Genomic DNA, 22,003 nt, shown 5'->3' with positions numbered 1-22,003 from the left:
GCGGAGTGCTTCGGTGTTGGAAGTCAGCGGGCTGGTGAAGCGGTTTGGCGGCTTCACAGCCGTCAACAACGTCTCGTTCAGGGTCGAACAGGGCGAGATCCTCGGCCTGATCGGACCCAACGGCTCGGGCAAGAGCACGATCTTCAACATGCTCTCGGGCACGCTGGCGCCGACCTCCGGTTCGATCTTGTTCGCCGGGAATGAGATCGCAGGCCTTGCGCCGCACCGGATTATCAACCGCGGCATCGGCCGCACCTTCCAGATTCCGCGGCCCTTCCGTCGACTGACCATCTTCGAGAATGTCGCGCTCGCCGGCTTCTACGGCCAGGGCCGCCACAGTCGAGTCAAGGCCGAGGAAGCGGCCGAGCGGTCGCTGGCGATGGTCGGCCTGCCGATTGATCGCCATGCCAGTGTCGATGGACTTGGCGCAGCCGGCCTGAAGAAGCTCGAGCTTGCGAAGGCGCTCGCCACCGCGCCAAAGCTGTTGCTGGCGGACGAAAGCCTCGGCGGCCTCGACGAGACCGAGATGGACCAGGCCGCCGACATGCTGCGCAACATCCGCGACGAGCTCGGCATCACCATCATCTGGGTCGAGCACATCATGGGCGTCTTGATGCGCGTGGTCGATCGCGTCATGGTACTCGATCACGGCGAGAAGATCTCGGAAGGCTTGCCGAGCGCGGTTGCGAGCGACCCGCGGGTGATCGAGGTCTATCTCGGGACTGATGCCGAGACCACGCAGGCCGCGGCCGCCGAAGCGCGCCGTCGCGCGGGAGGGCAATGATGCTGGAGCTCCGCGGCGTCAATGCCGGCTATGGCACGTTCCAGGCGCTGTTCGATGTCAATCTCGACGTCAAGGCCGGCGAAGCCGTCGGCGTCATCGGCCCCAACGGCGCCGGCAAGACCACCTTGATGCGCGTCATCTCCGGCTTGATCCGGCCCTCGCGCGGCTCGATCAAGATGGAAGGTGTTGATGTCGTGGCGACGCCGTCGCACAAGATCGTCAGTTTCGGCATTGCGCATGTGCCGGAGAACCGGCGGCTATTTCCGCAGCTCACGGTGGACGACAATCTCAAGATGGGCGCGTTCATGAGGGAGGCGCGCGCGCACTATGCCCAGCGGCTCGACGTCGTGTTCGAGCTGTTTCCGCGCCTGAAGGAGCGCCGCCACCAACTGGCCGGTACCATGTCCGGCGGCGAGCAGCAGATGTGCGCGATCGGCCGCGCGATGATGTCCAATCCGAAGCTTCTGCTGCTCGACGAGCCGTCGGCGGGCCTCGCGCCAGTCGTAGTGCAGCAGGTGTTCGAGCTGGTGAAGCGGATCCGTGCCAGCGGCCTGACCGTGCTGATCGTCGAGCAGAACGTGCAGCAGGTGCTGAAAGTGGTCGATCGCGCCTATCTGATCGAGGCGGGCACGATCCGCGCTTCCGGCACCTCGGCCGAGATGTTGGCGAGCGACACGGTCAAGGAAGCGTATCTCGGGGTGTGAGGGGGCATGCAGGCATTTCTGGACGTCTTCGACATTTATCTGCTGGAGGCCGTGATCAACGGCATCCTGCTCGGCGGCGTGCTGGCGCTGCTCGCGCTCGGCCTCAACCTGATCTTCGGCGTCATCGACGTGACCTGGATCTGCTATGCCGAGCTCGTGATGATCGGCATGTACGCCATGTATTTCATGGTGCAGTATTACGGCGTCAGCTATTTCATCGCTGCGCCCTTCACTATCCTGCTGGTTGCGCTCCTCGGCGCGGCGCTCCACTACCTCGTGATCGCGCCGCTGCTCACGGCGCCGCCGATCAATCAACTGCTCGCGACCGGCGGCGTGCTGTTCGTGCTCCAGAGCTTTGCCACCGTCGCCTTCGGCATCGACTTCCGCAATCTCGGCATCCGCCTACCGGTGCTCGCCTTCGGCGACATGAATTTCAGCTACGCACGGCTGCTGTCCTTCGTGGCGGCACTGGTCGGCATGGTTGCGGTCTACCTGTTCATGACGCGCACCTTCACCGGCACCGCGATCCGCGCCATCTCGCAGGACCGGCAGATCATGGCGCTGATGGGGGTCGACACCAAGCGGATCTATCTCATCACCTCGGCTCTTGGAGGTGCGCTGGCCGGGCTCGCTGCCTGCCTTCTGGTGCTGCAATATGACGTGCATCCCTTCGTCGGCCTCTCCTTCGGGCCGATCACGTTCCTGATCTGCGTGCTCGGCGGCTTAGGCAATTTCATCGGCGGCTTCATCGCGTCCTTCGTGTTCGCCGAGATCATCTCGCTCGGCGGCCTGTTCTCCGATCTCGAATGGGGCTACGTGCTCGCCTTCGCCTTCTTCATCGTCATGATGTTCATCCGGCCCGCAGGCCTCCTGGCGAGGCGCCGATGATGGGGCAGGGACGACTTGCAGCCTGGGGGATCGGTCTGGCGGCGCTGGTCGCGCTCCCTTTCGTCTATCGTGATCCCTATCACCTGCATATCCTGGTGCTGATCCTGATTTGGTCGTTCGCCTATACGTCCTGGTCGATGATGGGGCGGTTCGGCCTCGTCTCGCTCGGGCACGGCGGCTTCATGGGGATCGGCGCCTATGTCACCGCGCTGTTGTGGAATCACCTCGGCCTATCGCCATGGGTCGGCATTCCCGTCAGCATGGCCGCGGCCGGTGCGCTGGCGCTGATCGTCGGCTATCCCTGCTTCCGCTTCCGCATCACCGGGCATTATTTCGTGCTGGTGACGCTGGCGCTATCAGGCATCGTGCTCCAGGTGATCACCGCGACGCGCGATTATACCGGCGGCTCGCTCGGCTACACGCCGAACCGGGCGTCCGGCAACAGGCTGCTGGCGCTGCAATTCGACGACAAGACCACCTGGTATCTGATCGCGCTCGCGATCTGGCTTTTTGGCATCGTGGTCTGGCACTGGGTCGACCGCAGCATGGCTCGCCATGCGCTGGAGGCGATCTCAGAGGACGAGGATGCCGCCGCCGCGGCCGGCGTCGACGTCACCGCGGAGAAATTGAAGATCACGCTGCTCAGCGCGCTGATGACGGCGCTCGCCGGCGCGATCTACTGCCAGTACCAGATGTTCATCACGCCCGATACTGTCAGCGGCATCGCCGTGTCGCTCCAGATGGTGTTCGCGGCCATCGTCGGCGGCTTGTTCGTCTCGCTCGGCCCGACCGTCGGCGCCATCATCACCATCCTGCTTGCGGAGACCTTGCGCATCGGCTTCGGCACCAGGGCGGTCGGCTGGGACAATCTCGTCTATGGCGTGCTGCTCGTGCTTTTCATCATATTCCTTCCCAAGGGCATTCTTGGTAGCGTGCTCGACCGACTGAAGCCGCAACGCAAGGTGTCCCCGAACTCATGAACAAGAAGCCGTCCAGATCGATCGCCCAGGAGCTCGACCGTTACATTACGCCGTTCCGTTATGATGGATCCGGTAAGTTTCGCCTCAAGGACCACAAGACCGACGAGAAGGGCGATCTCGACAAGGAGAAGGCGCAGGAGATCCTGGAGGCCAACAAGACGCGGCTGATCGCGTTTCAGGAGACGCTCTATGCCCAGGACCGCTGGTCGCTTCTGATCGTATTCCAGGCCATGGACGCCGGCGGCAAGGACAGTGCGATCAAGGCGATCTTCGACGGCATCAATCCGCAGGGCTGCGAGGTCCATTCTTTCAAGGCGCCGAGCAGCAAGGAGCTCGATCACGACTTCCTGTGGCGCCACGTGGTCGCGCTGCCGGAGCGCGGCCGTATCGGCATCTTCAACCGCTCCCATTACGAGGAATGCCTGGTGACGCGGGTGCATCCGGAGATCCTCGCCAAGGAGAAGCTGCCGGCAAAGCTCGTCACCAAGAACATCTGGAAGGAGCGGTTCGAGGACATCTCCGCCTTCGAGCGCTATCTCTGCCGCAACGGCACCGTGGTGCTGAAGTTCTTCCTCAATGTCTCCAAGGAGGAGCAGCGCGAGCGCTTCCTCGACCGGCTGGAAGAGCCGGCCAAGCAGTGCTCGATGGACGATATCAAGGAGCGCGCGCTGTGGCCGCGCTACCAGGCCGTCTATCAGGACATTGTGCGGCACACGTCGACACCTCATGCGCCGTGGTACGTGGTGCCCGCCGACCACAAATGGTTCGCCCGCGTCGTGATCGGCTCCGTGATCAATGCTGCGCTCGAAAGATTGGACCTGAAATTTCCTCGTGTCGACAAGGCCTCGCTGCAGGAGTTCGACGAGGTGCGCAAGGAGCTGGAGAAAGAAGGAAAGGGAGGCAAGAAGCGGGCAAAGTGACAGCCACCGGCACCGCGGATCGCAAGAACGTCAACTTCGCGCTCCAGGGCGGCGGCGCGCACGGCGCCTTCGTCTGGGGCGTGCTCGACCAGGTGCTCGAGGACGGCAGGCTCGCGATCGAAGCGATCAGCGCCACCAGCGCCGGCGCGATGAATGCGGTGGCGCTGGCCTCCGGCATGGCAAACGGGGGCGCGGAGGCGGCGCGGCAGAGCCTGCACGCATTCTGGTACGAAGTCTCGCGCATGGACAGGGCGTACGATTTGCTCTCGCCGCTCAACCAGTGGATCCAGGCCCTGAAGCTGCCGCCGGAATATCATCCGGTCCACGCCGTCATCCACACGCTGACGCACACGCTGCCGCCGAACCTGCTCAATCCGTTCCACTTCAATCCGCTCCGCTCGCTGCTGCAGCGCGTGGTCGATTTCGACAGGCTCAATTCCTCGCCCGAGGCGCCGCAGCTTTTTCTCAACGCCACCAACGTCCGCACCGGCAAGATCAAGGTATTCCAGAGCCCGTTTCTCACCGCAGAAACCGTGCTCGCCTCGGCCTGCCTGCCGCCCTATTTTCAGGCCGTCGAGATCGACGGCGAGCATTATTGGGATGGCGGCTATCTCGGCAATCCCGCGATCTACCCGCTCATCTACCGCAAGGGCAGCCACGACGTTATCATCGTGCAGGTCACGGCGATCCGGCGCGACGCGCTGCCGACCAGTGCGGCTGACGTCCTCCACCGCATCAACGAGATCAGCTTCAATTCGTCGTTGATGCGAGAAATGCGCGCGATCGCCTTCGCCACGCGGCTGATCGACGACGGCGAGCTCGACAGCGACAGGCACAGCCGCATGTACATGCACTGGATCGGCAACGACCAGCTGATGTCGCAGCTCGGCACGGCCACGCAATTCCACCCGGAATGGAGCCTGTTGTGCCGCCTGCGCGACGAGGGCCGCGCGGCGGCGCAAAGCTGGCTGGCGCAAAACTTCGACCGGGTCGGGAAGTCCTCGTCGGTCGATCTGGCAGATATGTTTCTCTAGGCAAGCCGGCCATGGACAAAAACTGCGAAAACAACCCCATGCACAGTAGCCGGGGATAGTGGAATCAATGGCTTGCCGGTCACGTCGCGCGCTTGCGGATTTTACGAAGTCGGTTTGACACGTCGGGCAAAACAGGAGCATGATGTCACCATGCCCCGTTCAGGGAACTCGCGCCTTCAAATGTGATCCTTCAGATCATCGATCCCGCTTGACAGTTTTGTGTCTCGGGAGGAGCATCGCAGTGGTCGCAAACAAGCGACGCGCAACGTCCACCTCATGAGCAAGGGGAGGTCTATGACACCACCTCCGCAGATCCAGCCGCTAAGTGCGATGGAGCTCGTTCGGACTATCGCATAGCGGCGAAACCGCGAACGGCACGCCGGGTCAAGGTTTAGCGGGCTGCATCAGTGAGGCAAAGCCCCTACCTTCCCGGCGCTGTATTTTGCATCACGTCGATCATGGGCTGGCCGCGCCGAGGCCCGCCGCGACGTACGTATTGAAGTCCTGCCTTGTCCCTCCTCCCTCCCTGTCGTCATTCCGGGCCAATTCCCGGAATGGCGCAGGGCAGTCGCATGCGATCTCTTGGACCGGCCTGAGCAAGCGCCTCGTCCTTCGAGACGACCGCTCCGCGGTCTCCTCAGGATGAGGCTAATTGGCCTCGAGTCCCCGCCAAAGCGGGCGGCTCGAAGGATCGGCCGCAGGGATTCCGCTTCCCAGATGCGATAGCGTTGCGGAACAGCGGGAGAGCCCTTGCGCGCGCAGTGTTCTCATGACGTCTCAGCTGCGCTGAGCCCGCGCCATCTTCGATCCTGCATTGCGGCAAATGCCAAGAGAATGTCGCCTCGAAGGCCAACTTCCGACACAGGTCCGGGGCGAATAACGGTCATCCGACATGACGCATGTGCTTCGGTGGTGACGATTCCGACTCCGCCGGCGCATCTGTTTTATCCAAGGAATCTTCGTGTCGCATAAGTTCGCCCCGGCGCTCCTCGCTGCTCTCTTCCTCGCGATCTCATCTCTCTGCGGCGCCCGCGCCGAGACGCCGGCTGCGAGCAGTACGGCCGCGCTGTCGCCTGAGGAAGCCAAGCGCGCGCTGGAGACACTGCAGGACGACAAGAAGCGTGCGCACATGATCGACACGCTGCGCGCGATCGCGAATGCATCTGGTCAGCAGCCGGCACCGGCCGCGCCTGAGCAGAAATCGCCGATCCCGCTCTCGGCCGATGGCCTCGGTGCACAGCTCCTGCTCACCGTGTCGGAGGAGATCGGTTCGATATCGAGCGAGATCGCCAGCATGGCGCGGACGCTCACGCATTTTCCGGCGTTCTATTACTGGATCATGCGGACCGCGAACGATCCCGCCGCCTACAATCTTTTGATCGAGACCGCCTGGAAGCTGGCGCTGGTGCTCGGCTGCGCCCTTTCGGCCGAATGGGTGATGTTCCGCCTAATCCGGCGTCCGGTTGCGTTCCTGGAAGGACGCGTGCCGCAGACCGCGCGCCTGCCAGCACAGGCGCTGCCGATTGCCGATCCGCCGTCATCGGTGGCCGATGTCACCCCCGCGCCCGAACTGCACAGGCGCCGCCACAGTCTGGCGCGGGTCTGGCAGATCCTGCTGCGGGTGCCCTTCGTGCTGGGACGCCTCGTGCTCGAACTGCTGCCGGTGGTCGTCTTCGTGGGCATCGCCACCGCGCTGCTCGGGACCGAGATCGGCGAGCCCACGACAGTACGTCTCGTGATCCTCGCGGTCGTCAACGCCTATGCGTTCTCCCGCGGCCTCATCTGCGTGATCCGGGCGCTGGCGGGACCGTTCGGCCTGTTCCCGGTTCGGGCCGAGACCGCAGCCTACGTCGAGATCTGGGCGCGCCGCATCGTCGGCGTCGGCATATCCGGCATCGCCTTTGCCAATGTGGCCCTGCTGCTCGGCCTGCATCGTGCCGGCTATGCCGCGCTGCTGCGCATGGTGATGCTGGTCGTGCACCTCTTCATCGTCGTCATCATCCTGCAATGCCGCCGCCAGGTCGCCGAAGCGATCCGTGCGCCGGCCGACCGGCAGGGGATCGCGGCCCGTCTGCGCAATCGCATCGCCGGCGGCTGGCACTATCTTGCCATCGGGCTCGATCTTGCGCTGTGGGCCGTGTGGGCGCTCAACATCCGCAACGGCTATTCGCTGCTCTTGCAGTATTTCGTCGGGACGGTCGTGGTGGCGCTGATGACTCGCGTCGCCATCATGCTGACGCTGAGCCTGATCGACCGCGGCTTCCGGATCAGGCCGGAGATCCTTCAGCGCTTTCCCGGCCTCGAGATCCGTGCCAACCGCTATCTACCGCTGCTGCGCAAGATCGTATCTGGCGTGATCGCCTTCATCGGCTTCGTGGCGGTGCTCGAAGTCTGGGGCGTGGACGCGATCGTCTGGTTCTACGGCGGCCAGATCGGCAGCCGGCTGATCTCGGCCGTGATGACGATCGGCGTCGCAGTGTTCATCGCGGCCGCGATCTGGGAAGCCAGCAACGCGCTGCTGGACCGGCAGATCAATACGCTGTCCCGGGACGGACATTATGCCCGCGCCGCGCGTCTACGTACCTTCCAGCCGATGCTGCGGACGGCGCTGCTCTGCCTGATCGCCGCCGTCGTCGGCCTCACCACGCTGAGCGAAATCGGCGTCAACGTCGCCCCGCTGCTCGCGGGCGCCGGCATCGTCGGCATTGCCATCGGCTTCGGTTCGCAGAAGCTGGTGCAGGACCTCATCACGGGCCTGTTCCTGCTCCTGGAGAACACGGTGCAGGTCGGCGACAATGTCAGCGTGTCCGGGCTGTCAGGCGTGGTGGAGAATGTCTCGATCCGCACCATCCGCCTGCGCGCCGGCGATGGCGCCGTGCACATCGTGCCGTTCAGCGCGGTCACGACCATCACCAATGCCAGCCGTGGCGCCGGCAACGCTTCCGTCAGCGTCAACGTCGCCTACAAGGAAGATACCGACCGCGCCGGTCAGATTCTCAAGGACATCGTTGACGAGATGCGGCGCGAGCCGGAGTTCCGTGCGCTGATCCGTGGCGATCTCGAGCTCTGGGGCATCGACAAGGTCGATGGCGCAATGGTGTCGATCGTCGGCCAGATCCGCTGCACCGAGGCCGGCCGCTGGCCCGTCCAGCGTGAATTCAACCGCCGCATGAAGCTGCGCTTCCAGCAGAGCGGCATCGAGGTCGCCTCGGCGACCCAGACCATCTTGATGCAGATCGCGCCGCCGGCCGACAGCGCCGCCAATCTGACGCCCAGACGGGCGGCCGGATAGCGGCTCTATCATCTTCCGGCTTGCCTCCGCTCGCCCGGCAGCGTTCACTCCGGCATCAGCCCGCTGACGACAAGCGGGCGACAAAAGGGTGGGACGCCGCGGCGCTCGCGGCCGTCCAGAGGGCCGAGACCGAGAAACGGTGGCCGATCGTAAGGTCCGCCGACATCAAGGTTGAGTAGTGCTGCCGCCTCATAACACTTCCTCATCGTGACAGATCGTGAGGTATTCTCGTCATTCCGGGGCGCGACGAAGTCGCGAGCCCGGAATCCATTGGGCCGCAGAGACGGCCGCGGAATGGATTCCGGGTTCGCGCCGACGCGCGCCCGGGAATGACGAGGGGAGAGAGCAGGCTCTCAATTCGCATCATGAGGAGCAAGAGCTTGCGGCGTTAACCTTTGCGTCGCGCGCGACCTGCGATCTCGCGCGACGATCTCGCTGCGGTGCGAGATCACAATAGATGCCTCAGTCCCAACGTCCTTGATCTCGGGGGAGCGCTGGCCGACAATGTCCGCGGTTCAATAAGAAACTCCTTGGGGGAATTCGTGAATAGACCTGCCCGGGTCGCTGCCCAACCGACATCGTCCGATCAATCACACGGCATGACGCTGCTGCGCGATCCCCTGCTCAACAAGGGCACCGCCTTCACCGAATCCGAGCGCGACGCGCTGGGCCTGCGCGGCCTGCTGCCGCCTTGCGTGCTGACAATGGAGACGCAAGCTCAGCGCGTGCTGACCAATCTGCGCACGCTGCCGACCGATCTGGAGAAATACGTCGCTCTGAACGCGCTGCATGACCGCAATGAGGCGCTGTTCTTCCGCGTCGTCGTCGACAACATCGACGAGATCCAGCCGATCATCTATACCCCGACCGTCGGGCTCGCCTGCCAGAAATACGGCCTGATCTTCCAGCGGCCGCGCGGCATGTTCATCTCCTCGCGCGATCGCGGCCAGATCGCCGAGATCCTGAAGAACTGGCCCTATCCGGCCAGGCTGATCGTCGTCACTGACGGCGAGCGCATCCTGGGCCTCGGCGATCTCGGCGCCAACGGCATGGGGATTCCGGTCGGCAAGCTCTCGCTCTATTCGGCCTGCGCCGGTGTGCATCCCGAGCTGTGCCTGCCGATCGTGCTCGACGTCGGCACCAACAACGAAGAGCTCTTGAACGATCCCTATTATCTCGGCCTGCGCGAGCGGCGGCTGACGGGCGAGGCCTATGACAGCTTCGTCGACGAATTCATGCAGGCCGCGCGCAAGACATTCCCGGGCGTGCTGATCCAGTTCGAGGATTTCGCCAACCATTCGGCGTTCAAGCTGCTGCACAAATACCGGGATGAGGCCTGCGTCTTCAACGACGACATCCAGGGCACCGCGGCGGTGGCGCTCGCTGGTCTGTTCTCGGCTCTCCGCGTCTCCGCCGGCAAGCTCAGGGATCAGCGCATCCTGTTCCTCGGCGCTGGCGAGGCGGCGACCGGCATCGCCGATCTCGTGGTTTCCGCCATGATGGCGGAAGGGCTGGCGGAGGCCGAAGCGCTCCGGCGCAACTGGCTGGTGGATTCCCGCGGCCTCGTCGTCAGCGGCCGCGATGGCCTGTCCGGCCACAAGCTGCGCTATGCCCATGCCGGCCAGGCGCCGATCGCCGATTTCCTGACTGCGATCAAGACGCTGAAGCCGACGGCGATCATCGGTGTCGCCGCTGTCGGCGGTGCCTTCACCCCCGAGGTGCTAAAGGCGATGGCCGAACTCAACGAGCAGCCGATCGTGTTTGCGCTCTCCAATCCGACCTCGAAGGCCGAGTGCGCGGCGGAGGATGCCTACCGCTACACCGGGGGCCGCGCGCTGTTCGCCTGCGGCAGCCCGTACGATCCGGTGACGCTCAACGGCCGCACCTTCGTGCCGCGCCAGGGCAACAATTCCTACATCTTCCCCGGCGTCGGCCTCGGTGTCGTCGCCAGCCGCTCGCGCCTCGTCACCGACGAAATGTTCATGGCGGCCGCCCACACGCTCGCCGATTGCGTCGGCAAGGACGACCTCGCGCAAGGCAGCCTTTATCCGGCGCTGCCACGCATCCGCGAGGTCTCGGTCCGCATCGCCGCCGCCGTCGCAGACGTCGCCTTTCAGCGCGGCCTCGCTGACGGACCTGCGCCCAACGACGTGAAGGCCCTGGTGCAGTCGCAGATGTACGAGCCGCGTTACTAAGGTCGGCGGCATATCCGCGCGCGGACCCAAAACACTGGGTGCCTGCCACATTTAGCGTAGCGCCGGAGGTTTACGCACCGGCGTGCCGCTAACCCGCGCCTGTTCAGGACAAGGCCAGTGTGGTGGAATCGTCACAGCTGGCGCGAAACGGAGGCGGCCTCAGGCCTGCTTTTGTTCCGACAAGGTTCTGCCCTCATTGCCCACCGAAAATCGGGGCCGTTCGGAGGGCGTACCATGTCTCGCATTGCACGTGCCGAAGCTGCCCGGATTTCCTTCGCAACCTCGTGCCGGCTGCTGCTCGCGATCGGCGGCGCCGCCTCGCTCGCCGCCTGCGCGCAATCGCCGGTCAGCCGCCAGAAGGCCGATCTCGCCGGCACCAGCCGGCAGGCCGCGGTGGAGCGCCCGCACAGGGTGGCGGCGCTGCATCCAAGGCCGATCATGAGGTCGCGCGGCTCCGACGGTGACGCAAAGCAGACCGCCTCGCATGGCGTTGCCAGCTTCTATTCGGATACGGAGACCGCGAGCGGCGAGAAGTTCGACAAGAACGAATTGACCGCGGCGCATCCGAGCCTGCCGTTCGGCACCAAGCTGCGGGTGACCGATACCTCCTCCGGCCGCTTCGTGACCGTCAGGGTCAACGATCGCGGGCCCTATGTTCGCGGACGCGTGGTCGATATCTCCCCTTCCGCGGCCGAGGCGCTCGGCATGGTCGACAAAGGCATCACCAATGTCCGCCTCGACGTCGTGCAATGAGCCTCAAGCCGCTCGCAGTGCTTAACCGGCTGTTAGTTGCTCTGTCGCACCATACCTGTCCAGCAATCCGGGGCTTTGGGGGAGGCGGCGCTTGAACACGATCCAGTATCTCGAAGATCAGGCCGCGCGCGCTGAGCGGCTGGCCAAACGGATCACGGATGCGCTGACGATCGAAAAACTCCTGACCTTCGCGGGCGAGCGCCGCCGCGAGATCGAGGTGATCGGCGGCAAGCACCGGCGCGTTTAGCATCCGCCGTTCCATGCTCTGATTGCATCCGCCCTCGCCGCGAGGCGCGGAACTTCTGCTTTTTCCCGACGTCATCTCGGTGATGCAAGAGGAGGAGGAGATCATGGGTTTTGGACGAGGTGCTTTGCTTTGGTTGCTTGGCGTACCGCTGCCGATCGTTCTGCTGCTGGCATTGTTCTGGCACCACTAAGCGTGTCACGCCGATAAGCGTGTCACACGAAAAGCGCCGCGCAAGCGGCGCTTTTTTTGCCCGCGCAATCGGAGAAGCGGGCTCAGGAATGGCTTTCGACGAAGTCGCTGAGATAATCCGGCAGCTCTACACCGTCGATGTCGCAGCGCGCGCGGATCTCGCCGGCGACATCGGTCGAAATGTCCTTCATCCAATGCTCGAGCGTGTTGAATGAAATCACCTTGATCGGGTCGTTGAAGCATCCGGCGACAAGCTCGCCGATGGTGGCTTCGAGATCGCTGCGCTCGATGCGGATTTCAGTCGCCTCGTCGCGGCGATCGATCACCACGAACAGGGTCTGGTCTGCGCCGTAGGGCACGACGGGGGATGACACGCCGGCGTCAAGCATCTTGAGGCGCTCATGTCTTTGCTTCCGATCCCTGACAACGGGAAAAACCGGAAGAAGGTTCCTGCTCGCGTGCTTGTGAAGGCCTCAGAGAAATTCCCTTAAGCGCGAGAGCTCGATGACGTGCTCGGGCGAAAGGATTTCAGTGACGAGCGGTGGTTGCGCCACGGTGCGAATCTCATAGAGGTGCCGAGTCGTCGCCGGCTTCTGCATGAAGGCCGAGATGCACTCGTCGAGCGTGCCTTCACTCACCTGGTAGGATTCTCTGTCCAGCCTTCGCTGGTTTGCAAGCGACGGCCATTTATGCAGCACCGCAAGCGCGCCGAAATCGACCTTTGAATCCCCGACCACGTCCCCCATCGTCCTGCCTCACGCAAAAGACGACCCCAGCACACGGGGTCGCGTGCCGGGGCCTACACACTTGTCGCTGCATCTCAATGCCACGAACAACCAACGCGGCAACCGGGAAAAGGTTCCCGGCGGCCTGTCCCTATTCAGCTCGCGGCGGCCGCGATTTTGTGCCCCGGGCTGTCCTGGCCCCGGCTGCTCTCGTCGCCGCGGCTGACCTCCGGCGGAAGTCCCGCGAAGCGCCGCAGGGCTCCGGCCATTTGCAGCCGGCCGGGCACGCCGGTGATCACCACATCGACCATCGCGAACGACGAGTGGAAATGGCCGCGCGCCCGAAGCTGCTCGACCGGGACGCCCGCGGCGGCCATCGCCTCGGCATAGGCGACGCCCTCGTCGCGCAACGGGTCGAACTCGCAGGTGACGACGAAGGCCGGCGGTAATCCCTCGAGCTTGCCGCGGAGCGGCGAGACGCGCGGGTCGGTGCGGTCGGCCGGCGAGCAATAGAGGTCCCAGAACCAGTACATCAGCGAGCGCGTCAGGAAGTAGCCGGTCGCATTGTCGTTGTAAGAGGGCCGATCGAAGGTGCAGTCGGTGACCGGGCAGACCAGGAGCTGGCCGGCGATCTCGGGTCCGCCACGGTCGCGTGCGAGCTGGCAGGTGACGGCGGCGATGTTGCCGCCGGCGCTCCAGCCTGCAACCAGCACCGGCCCCGGCATGCCGCCGAACTCGGCGGCATGCTCGGCGATCCAGCGCGTCGCCGCATAGCCGTCCTCGGCCGCGGTGGGGAAGCGGTGCTCCGGCGCATGGCGATAGCCGACGCTGACGAAGATCATGCCGGTCCGCCGCACCATGTCGCGGCAGAACGGCTCGTCCGACTGCTCGTCGCCGAGCACCCAGCCGCCGCCGTGGAAGTAGACCACGACCGGATGCGGGCCCGGGGTTGCCGGCTTGTAGACACGGTAAGCCAGCGCGCCGTCGGTAACTGGGAGGGTGCCGTCGACGATGTCGCCGATCGGCCGCCCCGCAGGCCGGCCCTCGTTGAACTCGTTGACGAAGGCGCGGGCGCCGAGCGCGCCCATCGACTCGATCGGCGGCAGGTTCAGCGACGTCAGCAGGTTCAGCACCAGCCGCACGTCCGGCTGCAGGCGCACCACCTCGCCGTCATTGCACTGCGTCGCGACGTTGGGGCCGGTGAGCCTGAAGCCGAGCATGCCGCGGCTGACCACCTCGTCGCAGATACTGCGATAGGGGCCGACGCCGCCGGTATAGGGCATCAGGCCCTGGACCTTGCCGGGTACGTTGGCGCCCGTGTACCAGGTGTTGGCGAGGCGATGCAGCGTCAGCATCGAACAATCGGCCATGTGCCGGCCCCAGGCGGCCTGCGCCGTTTCGGTCGGCTCGATCGTGGTGAAGCCGGCATCGCGCAGCTCCGCAAGGCGATCGACGACCCAGTCGACATGCTGCTCGATCGACACCGCCATGTTCGACAGCACCGACGGGCTGCCGGGGCCGGTGATCATGAAGAAGTTCGGGAAGCCCTCGACCGTGAGGCCGAGATAGGTCTGCGGTCCCTGCGCCCAGACGTCCGAGAGCGATCGGCCGCCCCGTCCCGTGATCGGATGCACGGCACGGATCGCGCCGGTCATGGCGTCGAAACCGGTCGCGAACACGATGACGTCGAGGTCGACGCTGCGCTTGGCAGTCGTGATGCCGGTTGCGGTGATCGCCTTGATCGGCTCCTGGCGCAGATTGATCAGCGTGACGTTCGGCCGGTTGAAGGTCGCGTAGTAATTGGTATCGAGGCAGGGACGCTTGGCGCCGAACGGATGATCGTGCGGCATCAGGGCCGCCGCGGTCTCGGGGTCCTTGACCGCGGCGCTGATCTTTTCACGGATCAGGTCCTGGACGATCTTGTTGCCGTCGACATCGACGGCCTGGTCGGCCCAGAGCTGGGTCAGGATATAGACGAGGTCGCCCTTGCCCCATGCCTCTTCAAAGCGCGCGCGACGCTCGGCGTCGCTGAGCTGCCAGCTCACCGCGGTCTGCTGAGGATAAGGCACACCGGCCATCGATTGGCGTGCCTGCTCGCGATAGGCCGCGCGGTCGCTTTGCAGCAGGCTCATGCGGTCCGAGAGCGCCGGGCCGTTATGCGCGGGCAGCGCGAAATTTGGCGTGCGCTGGAACACGGTCAGATGCGCGGCCTGTTCGGCGATCAGCGGGATCGATTGGATGGCGGACGAGCCCGTGCCGATCACGGCAACGCGCTTGCCGGCGAGATCGACCCCGTCATGCGGCCACCGTCCGGTGAAATAGACTTCGCCCTCAAAATCCTTGACGCCGTCGATCTCGGGCGGCTTTGGCGCCGAAAGGCAGCCGGTGGCCATGATGTAGTGGCGGCAGGAGACCGGCGCGCCGTTATCGGTGGTGAGCTGCCAGCGCCCTGTCGCTTCATCCCATGTGGCTGCGCTGACCTTGGTGTTGAAGCGGATGTCGCGCCTAAGGTCATAGCGGTCGGCGACGAAGCCGAGATAGCGCAGGATCTCGGGCTGGGTCGCGTATTTCTCGGACCAGGTCCAGGCCGTCTCGAGCTCCGGATCGAAGGTGTAGCTGTAATCGATGGTTTGGATGTCGCAGCGGGCGCCCGGGTAGCGGTTCCAGTACCAGGTGCCGCCGACGTCGCCGGCCTCATCAAGGGCGATCGCCTTGAAGCCGGCCTTGCGCAGGCGATGAAGGAGATAGAGGCCGGCAAACCCGGCGCCGACCACGGCGACATCGACCTGTTGGGCTGCTCCACTCGCCGCCCTGGATTCACGTGCGGCGACCCTTGCGTCAGGCATGGCATTCCTCCCGTGTATTTTGTTTTGCCGGCAGGCTATCGCTGCAGGTTCGGCTTGTCATCAGGACAAGTGCAATCTTCGGTAGTCGTTTGCGGCGTCATCGTGGCCGCGCGAGGCTTGTGGCGATACACGCATCGCGATGCACAATCGCCGGGATTGTCCGGGCTAATCAGACTACATCCTTCTGTGTATGCTTGCGCTTACTAGCCACGCATACTGACCGGGCGTCATGATAGAGTTGAGTGATCGAACCAAAGCGAACATGGACGTCGTCCTGGAGGAGACGTGCCGCCAACTGCCGCATGGCGGCGATCACGACAGCCGCAGGTTCATCGCCGAGCGCCTGATCGAGGCGGCGCAGTCGGGACATTCCACGCTTGGCGAGCTCGGCATCGTCGCCCGCCGCGCGCTGGCGGAGCTCCTGGCCAAGGGGAGTTAGACGCGGCGAGAGACTTGCCTCGCTGACGGTCAGGGACATAACCTGCCGGGAACCCTTTCTCGCATCGAGATATCTAGAAGATGCGGTCCTTGCTCGCGCTTGTTGCGGCTTCCGCAGTTCTGGGCTGCGCCGGCCTGGCCTTGGCCCAGCCGGTCGGACAGTTTCCGTTCGCGCTGACGCGCGAAGGACAGATGCTTGGCGCCGTGGAAGGTGAGGTGGCCTCCTTCAAGGGGCTTGCTTACGCGGCGCCGCCGGTCGGTCCGCTGCGCTGGCGCCCACCGCAGCCGACGGCCGAGAGCTCGGAGATGCGCACCGCTTACGACTACGGCGCGCCTTGTCTTCAACCGTCGCTGCCTGGCGCGAGCGAGGATTGCCTCACGCTGAACGTGTTTCGTCCCTTCGGAGTCGATGGTCCGTTACCGGTGATGATGTTCATCCATGGCGGCGCCTTCGTCACGGGGACCGCGAACGATCCGCTGTTCGACGGCGCCAGGCTGGTGCAGGCCGGCCTCATCGTCGTCACCGTGAATTATCGCCTCGGTGTGCTCGGCTGGCTTGCGCATCCCGCGCTGTCGGAAAGCGGCTCCGGCAATTACGGTCTGATGGACCAGATCGCGGCGCTGCATTGGGTGCACGACAATATCGCGGCGTTCGGCGGCGATCCAAACAACGTCACCCTGTTCGGTAATGGCGCAGGCGCGACGTCGATCGCGCTGCTGATGCTGTGCCGGCAGACGCGCGGGTTATTCCACAAAGCCATTCTGCAATCGCTACCCGGTCGTGCGCGCCTTCGCTTGGCGCAAGAGGCGGAGGCTGTCGGTCGTCAGCTCGTCGCGGCGCTAGGAGAGCGGACGGACTTGCGCGACGTTGCGCCGAGCCGCCTGCTTGGCGCCGGAAAACAGCTGCTGGACAAATCACCGCGCAGCTTTGCGCCGATGCTGGATGGAAGCCTGGTGACTGAGGACGTCGCCGCGGGCTTTGCAGCGGGACATCAAAGCCGCATTCCCCTGATCATCGGCTCGAACGACGATGAGACCGGTTTCGACAGCGAACTCAGTGTTGAGGAGGAGCTGGCGTCGGCAGGCGTCACAAGCGATGACCTGCGCAGTCTTTATCCGGATCTTGCGAGGTCATCGGGCGCGGCAAGATTCTTCACCGACAAGGACTTCTCCGAGCCGGTGAGGCTGCTTGCGCGCCTGCATGCCGCAAGCGGCGCGCCGACCTTCCGCTATCGTTTTAGCTATGTGCCTGAAGCGCAGCGCGCAAATCCTGATCATGGGCACGGACGCGAGTTGCAGTTCATCTTCGGTGTCGAAGGCGTGCCCGGTGCAGGAATCTTCTCGCGAGCAGACCGCGAGGTCGCGAGCCGCATCCGCGGCTATTGGATCAATTTTGCGAAAGACGGCGATCCCAATGGCCTCGGTTTGCCCCATTGGGACGCGGCCGCCGACCGTGATCGCCTGCTGCTGATCGCGGACGATCGCATCGCGAGCGGAGACGACCCCTTCGCGGAGCGTCTCGATCGGCTCGCAGGTGAGGGCAGGAAATGAGTGGGATTTATGCCGCGAGCTCGACGCGCGGCGCCGGGCTCAGTCGGTCTTCCTCCAGATAGTCCATCGCGCCATCCTTCTCGACGGCATAGAACTGCTGGCCGTCCCGTGACTTGTAGGCGGCGCGAACGACGCCGCGGCGGCCCTTGTCACTGTTGACGACGTCCCCCAGCGCAAACTTCCTCATCTCACGTCTCACTTGTCTTCAGGCCGACTGCTTCGGCCACGGCGGGATTTTGGAAGGCAAATCGTTAACGGCTTGCTAACCATCCCGGTTTGCCTATGCTCGCCGCGAACTGCGCGGGCAGCTCGCACGCGCCTGTTGCTAGCGAGACGACCTGATGACGCGATTTCCGACCCTGTTCCTGTCGCATGGTGGTGGCCCCTGGCCGTTCATGGAGGACAGACGGGTGCAATATGCGAAGACCGCCGCGGAGTTCGGCCGATTACCGCAAGTGTTGCCGAAAAGGCCGAAGGCCGTGCTCGTCATCACTGGCCATTGGGAGGCCGACGCCTTCACCGTGTCGACCTCGGCGCATCCGCCGATGGTGTACGACTATTACGGTTTCCCCGAGCATACCTATCACCTCAAATATCCGGCGCCGGGCCAGCCCGAGCTCGCAGCCGAAGTGAAGGCGTTGGTGACGCGCGCCGGGCTCGATTGCCGCGAGGATCCCGATCAGGGCTTTGACCACGGCACTTTCGTGCCGCTCGGCCTGATGTATCCGAACGCCGACATGCCGATCGTATTGCTGTCGCTGAAGTCGAGCTACGATCCGGCCGAGCATATCAGGGTCGGGCAGGCGATCTCCTCGCTGCGCGACGACGGTGTCCTGATCGTCGGCAGCGGACTGACCTATCACAACATGCGCGGCTTCAATCAACCGGAGTCCAAGCCGGTCTCGTACGCCTTCGAGGCCTATCTGAACGAGGCCATCAGCAATCCGGACGCGACACGGCGCAACGCCATGCTCGTCGACTGGGAGAACGCGCCCAGCGCGCGCCTCGCGCATCCGCGCGAGGACCATCTGTTGCCGCTGATGGTCGCGGCGGGCGCCGCCGGCAGCGACATTGGCCGCCGCGTCTTCGTCGACGAGGTCGCGGGCGTAGCGATGGCGTCGTATGTGTTTGGTGGGTGATCTTCCTTCTCCGACAAGGGAGAGGGGGCATCCTCACCCGTATTTCAGCTTCATGAACAGGATGCCGCCGGCGAGCACCACGGTAATCGCGTTGGCGGCGACTAGCGGGGCATCGCCGGAGAGCAGGCCGTAGACGAGCCAGAGCACAAGGCCCAGCACCATGACCAGGAACATGCCGAGCGAGATGTCGCGCGCCGAGCGCGTCTTCCAGACCTTGATGAACTGCGGCGCATAGGCGACGGTGGTGCAGGTGGCGGCGGCAAAGCCGAGCAGCTTGATCGCGAAGGGGTCCATGCCGGCTCTATAGCATGGATTCGGCAATGCTCACGCGCGGGCCGCCATGAGGTCGCGGTAGAGCGCGGCATAGTCGCCGGCGCGGTTGCGCCAGGAGACGTCGGTCGCAAGGCCGCTCAATTGCAGCCGGCGCCAGGTCAGCTTGTCGTGGAAGACGGTGTTGGCCTTGCGCAGCGTGCCGGCGAGGGCGTCCGCCGTGACGGGGCCGAACTTGAAACCGGTGGCATCATGGCCGGATGCGTCGGCCTCGCCGATGTCGACGATGGTATCCTCGAGGCCGCCGACGCGCGACACAATCGGGACGGCGCCATAGCGCAGCGCGCAGAGTTGGGTCAAGCCGCACGGCTCGAAGCGCGACGGCACGATCAGCGCGTCCGAGCCGGCCTGGATCAGATGCGCCAGGATCTCGTCGTAGCCGATCACGACTCCGATCCGGCCGGGATTGGCGCGAGCGGCGGCCTGGTAGCGGTCCTGCAGATCGCGATCGCCGCTGCCGAGCAGCGCGAGCTGCATGCCTTCACCCAATATGATTGGAATGGCCTCGAGCAGGAGATCGAGCCCCTTCTGCCAGGACAGCCGGCTGATGACGCCGAGCAACGGCGCCTCGTCGGAGGAATCGAGATTGAACTGCTGCTGAAGCGCCGCCTTGTTTGCAGCCCGGAACGTGAGGTCTTCCGCGCCGAAGCGGTAGGCAATGTGCGGATCGGTTTGCGGATTCCACACCGAGATGTCGATGCCGTTGAGAATGCCGCTGAGCACGCTCGCGCGTGCGCGAAGCAGGCCGCCGAACCCCATGCCGCCTTCGTCGCTCTGGATCTCCCGCGCGTAGGTCGGCGACACCGTGGTGATGCGATCGGCAAATTGCAGGCCCGCCTTCAAAAAGCTGATGCCGCCGAAATATTCGATTTCGTTGACGTTCAAGGAGTGCCAGGGCAGGCCGATCGCGCCAATCAGCTCGGGAGCAAACTTGCCCTGATAGGCCATGTTGTGAATGGTCATCACGGTGCCGGGCCGCGGCCGGTTGTCATAATGCAGATAGGCCGGCGCGAGCCCCGCCTGCCAGTCATGGGCGTGCATGATGTCGGGCACGAAAGCCGGAACCAGGCCGTGGCCGATATCGGCGGCGACGCGCGAGAGCGCGGCGAAGCGCACGCCGTTGTCCGGCCAGTCGACGCCTTCGCTGGTGACGTAAGGATTTCCCGGCCGCGCATAGAGATGCGGCACGTCGAGCACGAACAGATCGAGGCCGTCGTGCGAGGCTGCGAGCAGGCGTCCAGGCCCGCCGAAATAATCCGGCCAGCGCCGGATTTCCTCCGCTCCGGCGAGCAGCCGCGTCACGTCGGGATAGCCGGGCATCAGGGTGCGCATCTCGACGCCATGCGCCTTCAGCGCAACCGGCAGCGCGCCAGCGACGTCCGCGAGGCCGCCGGTCTTGACGATGGGATAGACTTCAGAAGCGACCGCGAGGACGCGAACAGGCGTCATTTATTGAGCCCATCGATCATCGGCTGGGTGATCAGCGAGATGCCCTGCTCGGTGGTGCGGAAGCGCTTGGCGTCGAACTCGGGATCTTCACCGACGACGAGGCCCTCGGGGATTTCGACGCCACGGTCGATCACGACGTTCTTCAAGCGAGCGCCGCGCCCAACATTCACGTAGGGCATGATCACGGCATTCTCGACATTGGCGTAGGAGTTGATCCGGACACCGGTGAACAGCAGCGAGCGGCGCAGCGAGGCGCCGGAGATGATGCAGCCGCCCGAGACGAGCGAGCTCACGGCCTGGCCGCGCCGGCTCTCCTCGTCGTGGACGAACTTGGCCGGCGGTGTGATCTCGGCATAGGACCAGATCGGCCAGGCGCGGTCGAACAGGTCGAGTTCCGGTACGACATCGGTGAGATCGATATTGGCGGACCAATAGGCGTCGACGGTACCGACGTCACGCCAATAGGCGCCGTTGTGGCTGCTGGAGCGCACGCAGGAGGTCGAGAACTGGTGCGCGAATGCGCGGCCGTTCTTGACGAGGTATGGAATGATGTCCTTGCCGAAATCGTGGTTCGAGTCCGGGTCCTCGGCGTCGCGCCTGAGCTGGTCGAACAGGAATTTCGCATTGAACACGTAGATGCCCATGCTGGCGAGCGAGACGTCCGGCTTGCCTGGCATCGGCGGCGGGTCTTTCGGCTTCTCCAGGAAGGACTGGATCCAGCCCTTCTCGTCGATATGCATGATGCCGAAGCCCGATGATTCCGCGCGCGGCATCTCGAGGCAGCCCACCGTGACGTCGGCGCCGCTCTCGACGTGCTCGCGCAGCATCACCTCGTAGTCCATCTTGTAGATGTGGTCGCCGGCCAGCACGACGATGAAGCGGCAGGCGTGAGATTCGATGATGTCGATGTTCTGGTAGACCGCGTCCGCCGTTCCGACATACCACATGTTCTCGGAAACGCGCTGGCTCGCCGGGAGAATGTCAAAACTCTCATTGCGCTCGGGGCGGAAGAAGTTCCAGCCCATCTGAAGGTGCCGGATCAGGCTGTGCGCCTTGTATTGGGTGGCGACCGCAATACGGCGGATGCCGGAGTTCACCGCGTTCGACAGCGCGAAGTCGATGATGCGGGACTTGCCGCCAAAATAGACCGCCGGCTTGGCGCGCCGGTCGGTCAGCTCCAAAAGCCGGCTGCCGCGTCCACCAGCGAGGACGAACGCCAGCGCCTGGCGGGCAAGCGGTTCACTACCGACGGCACTCATGTCATCCTCCCGCGCTCTGGCGCTTGCCGAGGCCTTTTGTCGCGAGAAGCCCCGCGGTCCCGCGCCCATTGGAACCGATAGTAACGGCACGAATAGTAAATCGGGAAGTAGGTTGTTAGTTGCGAGCGCGGCAAGCTTAATGCTTTGGCTTGATGCCGTTCTTGGCCACCGAACTCCGGCGTCGCGCCGGTGTCACATGGCGACCGAGCAGGCGCGCTGGCCCGCCAGCGGCCGTCTCGCAGCGAGACGTGAAGGGCACTTGTGCGCCGCACGCAAATTC

At 64.5% G+C, this 22,003-nt stretch carries 19 protein-coding genes and 1 pseudogene; 13 read left to right on the top strand and 7 right to left on the bottom strand.

Annotation, left to right across the window (positions count from 1 at the left end):
- Nucleotides 1–13 precede the first annotated feature (13 nt).
- From IVA91_RS17100 to IVA91_RS17055, 10 genes and pseudogenes are all read left to right on the top strand, one after another.
- Nucleotides 14–784: an ABC transporter ATP-binding protein gene (locus IVA91_RS17100; protein ID WP_247278554.1), complete on the top strand. Its 771-nt coding sequence runs from the start codon at nucleotides 14–16 to the stop codon at nucleotides 782–784.
- Complete coding sequence (locus IVA91_RS17095; RefSeq protein ID WP_247278608.1) at nucleotides 784–1,488, top strand: ABC transporter ATP-binding protein; 705 nt, start codon at nucleotides 784–786, stop codon at nucleotides 1,486–1,488. Before IVA91_RS17100 ends, IVA91_RS17095 begins: the two co-directional genes overlap by 1 nt.
- A gap of 6 nt (nucleotides 1,489–1,494) precedes the next feature.
- The gene (locus tag IVA91_RS17090; protein ID WP_247278555.1) at nucleotides 1,495–2,376 is read left to right on the top strand and encodes a branched-chain amino acid ABC transporter permease; all 882 of its coding nucleotides are present in this window, start codon (nucleotides 1,495–1,497) and stop codon (nucleotides 2,374–2,376) included.
- Nucleotides 2,373–3,420, top strand: a pseudogene (locus tag IVA91_RS17085) (branched-chain amino acid ABC transporter permease). Before IVA91_RS17090 ends, IVA91_RS17085 begins: the two are co-directional and overlap by 4 nt.
- Nucleotides 3,353–4,276, top strand: a complete 924-nt coding sequence (locus IVA91_RS17080; RefSeq protein ID WP_247459034.1) for a polyphosphate kinase 2 family protein — start codon at nucleotides 3,353–3,355, stop codon at nucleotides 4,274–4,276. Before IVA91_RS17085 ends, IVA91_RS17080 begins: the two are co-directional and overlap by 68 nt.
- Entirely contained in the window at nucleotides 4,273–5,310 is a 1,038-nt protein-coding gene (locus IVA91_RS17075) for a patatin-like phospholipase family protein (protein WP_247278558.1), read from the top strand. The genes IVA91_RS17080 and IVA91_RS17075 overlap by 4 nt, the downstream gene beginning before the upstream one ends.
- A gap of 961 nt (nucleotides 5,311–6,271) precedes the next feature.
- A complete protein-coding gene (locus IVA91_RS17070) occupies nucleotides 6,272–8,602 on the top strand; it encodes a mechanosensitive ion channel domain-containing protein (protein WP_247278559.1) in 2,331 nt (776 codons plus the stop codon).
- A 542-nt stretch (nucleotides 8,603–9,144) separates the two neighbouring features.
- The gene (locus IVA91_RS17065) at nucleotides 9,145–10,797 is read left to right on the top strand and encodes an NAD-dependent malic enzyme (protein ID WP_346015503.1); all 1,653 of its coding nucleotides are present in this window, start codon (nucleotides 9,145–9,147) and stop codon (nucleotides 10,795–10,797) included.
- A gap of 234 nt (nucleotides 10,798–11,031) precedes the next feature.
- Nucleotides 11,032–11,550, top strand: coding sequence for a septal ring lytic transglycosylase RlpA family protein (locus tag IVA91_RS17060; protein ID WP_247278560.1), 519 nt, complete (start codon nucleotides 11,032–11,034; stop codon nucleotides 11,548–11,550).
- A gap of 91 nt (nucleotides 11,551–11,641) precedes the next feature.
- A complete protein-coding gene (locus IVA91_RS17055) occupies nucleotides 11,642–11,797 on the top strand; it encodes a hypothetical protein (RefSeq protein ID WP_247278561.1) in 156 nt (51 codons plus the stop codon).
- A gap of 272 nt (nucleotides 11,798–12,069) precedes the next feature.
- Here the strand turns inward: IVA91_RS17055 and IVA91_RS17050 are convergent, their stop codons facing one another.
- From IVA91_RS17050 to IVA91_RS17040, 3 genes are all read right to left on the bottom strand, one after another.
- Nucleotides 12,070–12,375 carry a hypothetical protein gene (locus IVA91_RS17050; protein WP_247278562.1) on the bottom strand — a complete coding sequence of 102 codons (306 nt, stop codon included), beginning with the start codon at nucleotides 12,373–12,375 and terminating at the stop codon, nucleotides 12,070–12,072.
- 84 nt (nucleotides 12,376–12,459) lie between these two features.
- The gene (locus tag IVA91_RS17045) at nucleotides 12,460–12,732 is read right to left on the bottom strand and encodes a hypothetical protein (RefSeq protein ID WP_247278563.1); all 273 of its coding nucleotides are present in this window, start codon (nucleotides 12,730–12,732) and stop codon (nucleotides 12,460–12,462) included.
- Between the two features lie 134 nt (nucleotides 12,733–12,866).
- Entirely contained in the window at nucleotides 12,867–15,557 is a 2,691-nt protein-coding gene (locus IVA91_RS17040; protein WP_247278564.1) for an alpha/beta hydrolase fold domain-containing protein, read from the bottom strand.
- A 262-nt stretch (nucleotides 15,558–15,819) separates the two neighbouring features.
- Here IVA91_RS17040 and IVA91_RS17035 point away from each other — a divergent pair, with 262 nt between their 5' ends.
- Both IVA91_RS17035 and IVA91_RS17030 read left to right on the top strand, forming a co-directional pair.
- On the top strand, nucleotides 15,820–15,996 hold the full coding sequence (locus IVA91_RS17035) for a hypothetical protein (RefSeq protein ID WP_247278565.1): 177 nt from the start codon (nucleotides 15,820–15,822) through the stop codon (nucleotides 15,994–15,996).
- Between the two features lie 80 nt (nucleotides 15,997–16,076).
- Nucleotides 16,077–17,546 carry a carboxylesterase family protein gene (locus IVA91_RS17030; RefSeq protein ID WP_247278566.1) on the top strand — a complete coding sequence of 490 codons (1,470 nt, stop codon included), beginning with the start codon at nucleotides 16,077–16,079 and terminating at the stop codon, nucleotides 17,544–17,546.
- Nucleotides 17,547–17,553: 7 nt separating this feature from the next.
- Here IVA91_RS17030 and IVA91_RS17025 read toward each other — a convergent pair whose 3' ends face one another.
- Complete coding sequence (locus IVA91_RS17025; protein WP_247278567.1) at nucleotides 17,554–17,733, bottom strand: hypothetical protein; 180 nt, start codon at nucleotides 17,731–17,733, stop codon at nucleotides 17,554–17,556.
- A 154-nt stretch (nucleotides 17,734–17,887) separates the two neighbouring features.
- Here IVA91_RS17025 and IVA91_RS17020 point away from each other — a divergent pair, with 154 nt between their 5' ends.
- Nucleotides 17,888–18,685, top strand: a complete 798-nt coding sequence (locus tag IVA91_RS17020) for a class III extradiol ring-cleavage dioxygenase (protein WP_247278568.1) — start codon at nucleotides 17,888–17,890, stop codon at nucleotides 18,683–18,685.
- A 33-nt stretch (nucleotides 18,686–18,718) separates the two neighbouring features.
- Here IVA91_RS17020 and IVA91_RS17015 read toward each other — a convergent pair whose 3' ends face one another.
- The 3 genes from IVA91_RS17015 to glgC are packed head-to-tail and all read right to left on the bottom strand — an operon-like array spanning nucleotide 18,719 to nucleotide 21,723.
- On the bottom strand, nucleotides 18,719–18,979 hold the full coding sequence (locus IVA91_RS17015) for a SemiSWEET transporter (RefSeq protein WP_247278569.1): 261 nt from the start codon (nucleotides 18,977–18,979) through the stop codon (nucleotides 18,719–18,721).
- Between the two features lie 30 nt (nucleotides 18,980–19,009).
- On the bottom strand, nucleotides 19,010–20,464 hold the full coding sequence (gene glgA / locus IVA91_RS17010; protein ID WP_247278570.1) for a glycogen synthase GlgA: 1,455 nt from the start codon (nucleotides 20,462–20,464) through the stop codon (nucleotides 19,010–19,012).
- Nucleotides 20,461–21,723 carry a glucose-1-phosphate adenylyltransferase gene (gene glgC, locus IVA91_RS17005; protein ID WP_247278571.1) on the bottom strand — a complete coding sequence of 421 codons (1,263 nt, stop codon included), beginning with the start codon at nucleotides 21,721–21,723 and terminating at the stop codon, nucleotides 20,461–20,463. Before glgC ends, glgA begins: the two co-directional genes overlap by 4 nt.
- Between the last annotated feature and the right edge of the window lie 280 nt (nucleotides 21,724–22,003).

Source organism: Bradyrhizobium sp. 153 (assembly GCF_023073835.1).
Taxonomy (GTDB): domain Bacteria; phylum Pseudomonadota; class Alphaproteobacteria; order Rhizobiales; family Xanthobacteraceae; genus Bradyrhizobium.
Note: the sequence above shows the minus strand (reverse complement) of the source record. Positions and strands in the feature narration are given on the sequence as shown.

Excerpts from the sequence above, each read along its gene's own strand:
- IVA91_RS17035 (WP_247278565.1), top strand. The coding sequence starts at position 15,820 with ATGGACGTCGTCCTGGAGGAGACGTGCCGCCAACTGCCGCATGGCGGC.
- glgC (WP_247278571.1), bottom strand. The coding sequence starts at position 21,723 with ATGAGTGCCGTCGGTAGTGAACCGCTTGCCCGCCAGGCGCTGGCGTTC.
- IVA91_RS17090 (WP_247278555.1), top strand. The coding sequence starts at position 1,495 with ATGCAGGCATTTCTGGACGTCTTCGACATTTATCTGCTGGAGGCCGTG.
- IVA91_RS17030 (WP_247278566.1), top strand. The coding sequence starts at position 16,077 with ATGCGGTCCTTGCTCGCGCTTGTTGCGGCTTCCGCAGTTCTGGGCTGC.
- IVA91_RS17015 (WP_247278569.1), bottom strand. The coding sequence starts at position 18,979 with ATGGACCCCTTCGCGATCAAGCTGCTCGGCTTTGCCGCCGCCACCTGC.
- IVA91_RS17095 (WP_247278608.1), top strand. The coding sequence starts at position 784 with ATGCTGGAGCTCCGCGGCGTCAATGCCGGCTATGGCACGTTCCAGGCG.
- glgA (WP_247278570.1), bottom strand. The coding sequence starts at position 20,464 with ATGACGCCTGTTCGCGTCCTCGCGGTCGCTTCTGAAGTCTATCCCATC.
- IVA91_RS17020 (WP_247278568.1), top strand. The coding sequence starts at position 17,888 with ATGACGCGATTTCCGACCCTGTTCCTGTCGCATGGTGGTGGCCCCTGG.
- IVA91_RS17050 (WP_247278562.1), bottom strand. The coding sequence starts at position 12,375 with ATGCTTGACGCCGGCGTGTCATCCCCCGTCGTGCCCTACGGCGCAGAC.
- IVA91_RS17060 (WP_247278560.1), top strand. The coding sequence starts at position 11,032 with ATGTCTCGCATTGCACGTGCCGAAGCTGCCCGGATTTCCTTCGCAACC.
- IVA91_RS17040 (WP_247278564.1), bottom strand. The coding sequence starts at position 15,557 with ATGCCTGACGCAAGGGTCGCCGCACGTGAATCCAGGGCGGCGAGTGGA.
- IVA91_RS17045 (WP_247278563.1), bottom strand. The coding sequence starts at position 12,732 with ATGGGGGACGTGGTCGGGGATTCAAAGGTCGATTTCGGCGCGCTTGCG.
- IVA91_RS17080 (WP_247459034.1), top strand. The coding sequence starts at position 3,353 with ATGAACAAGAAGCCGTCCAGATCGATCGCCCAGGAGCTCGACCGTTAC.
- IVA91_RS17025 (WP_247278567.1), bottom strand. The coding sequence starts at position 17,733 with ATGAGGAAGTTTGCGCTGGGGGACGTCGTCAACAGTGACAAGGGCCGC.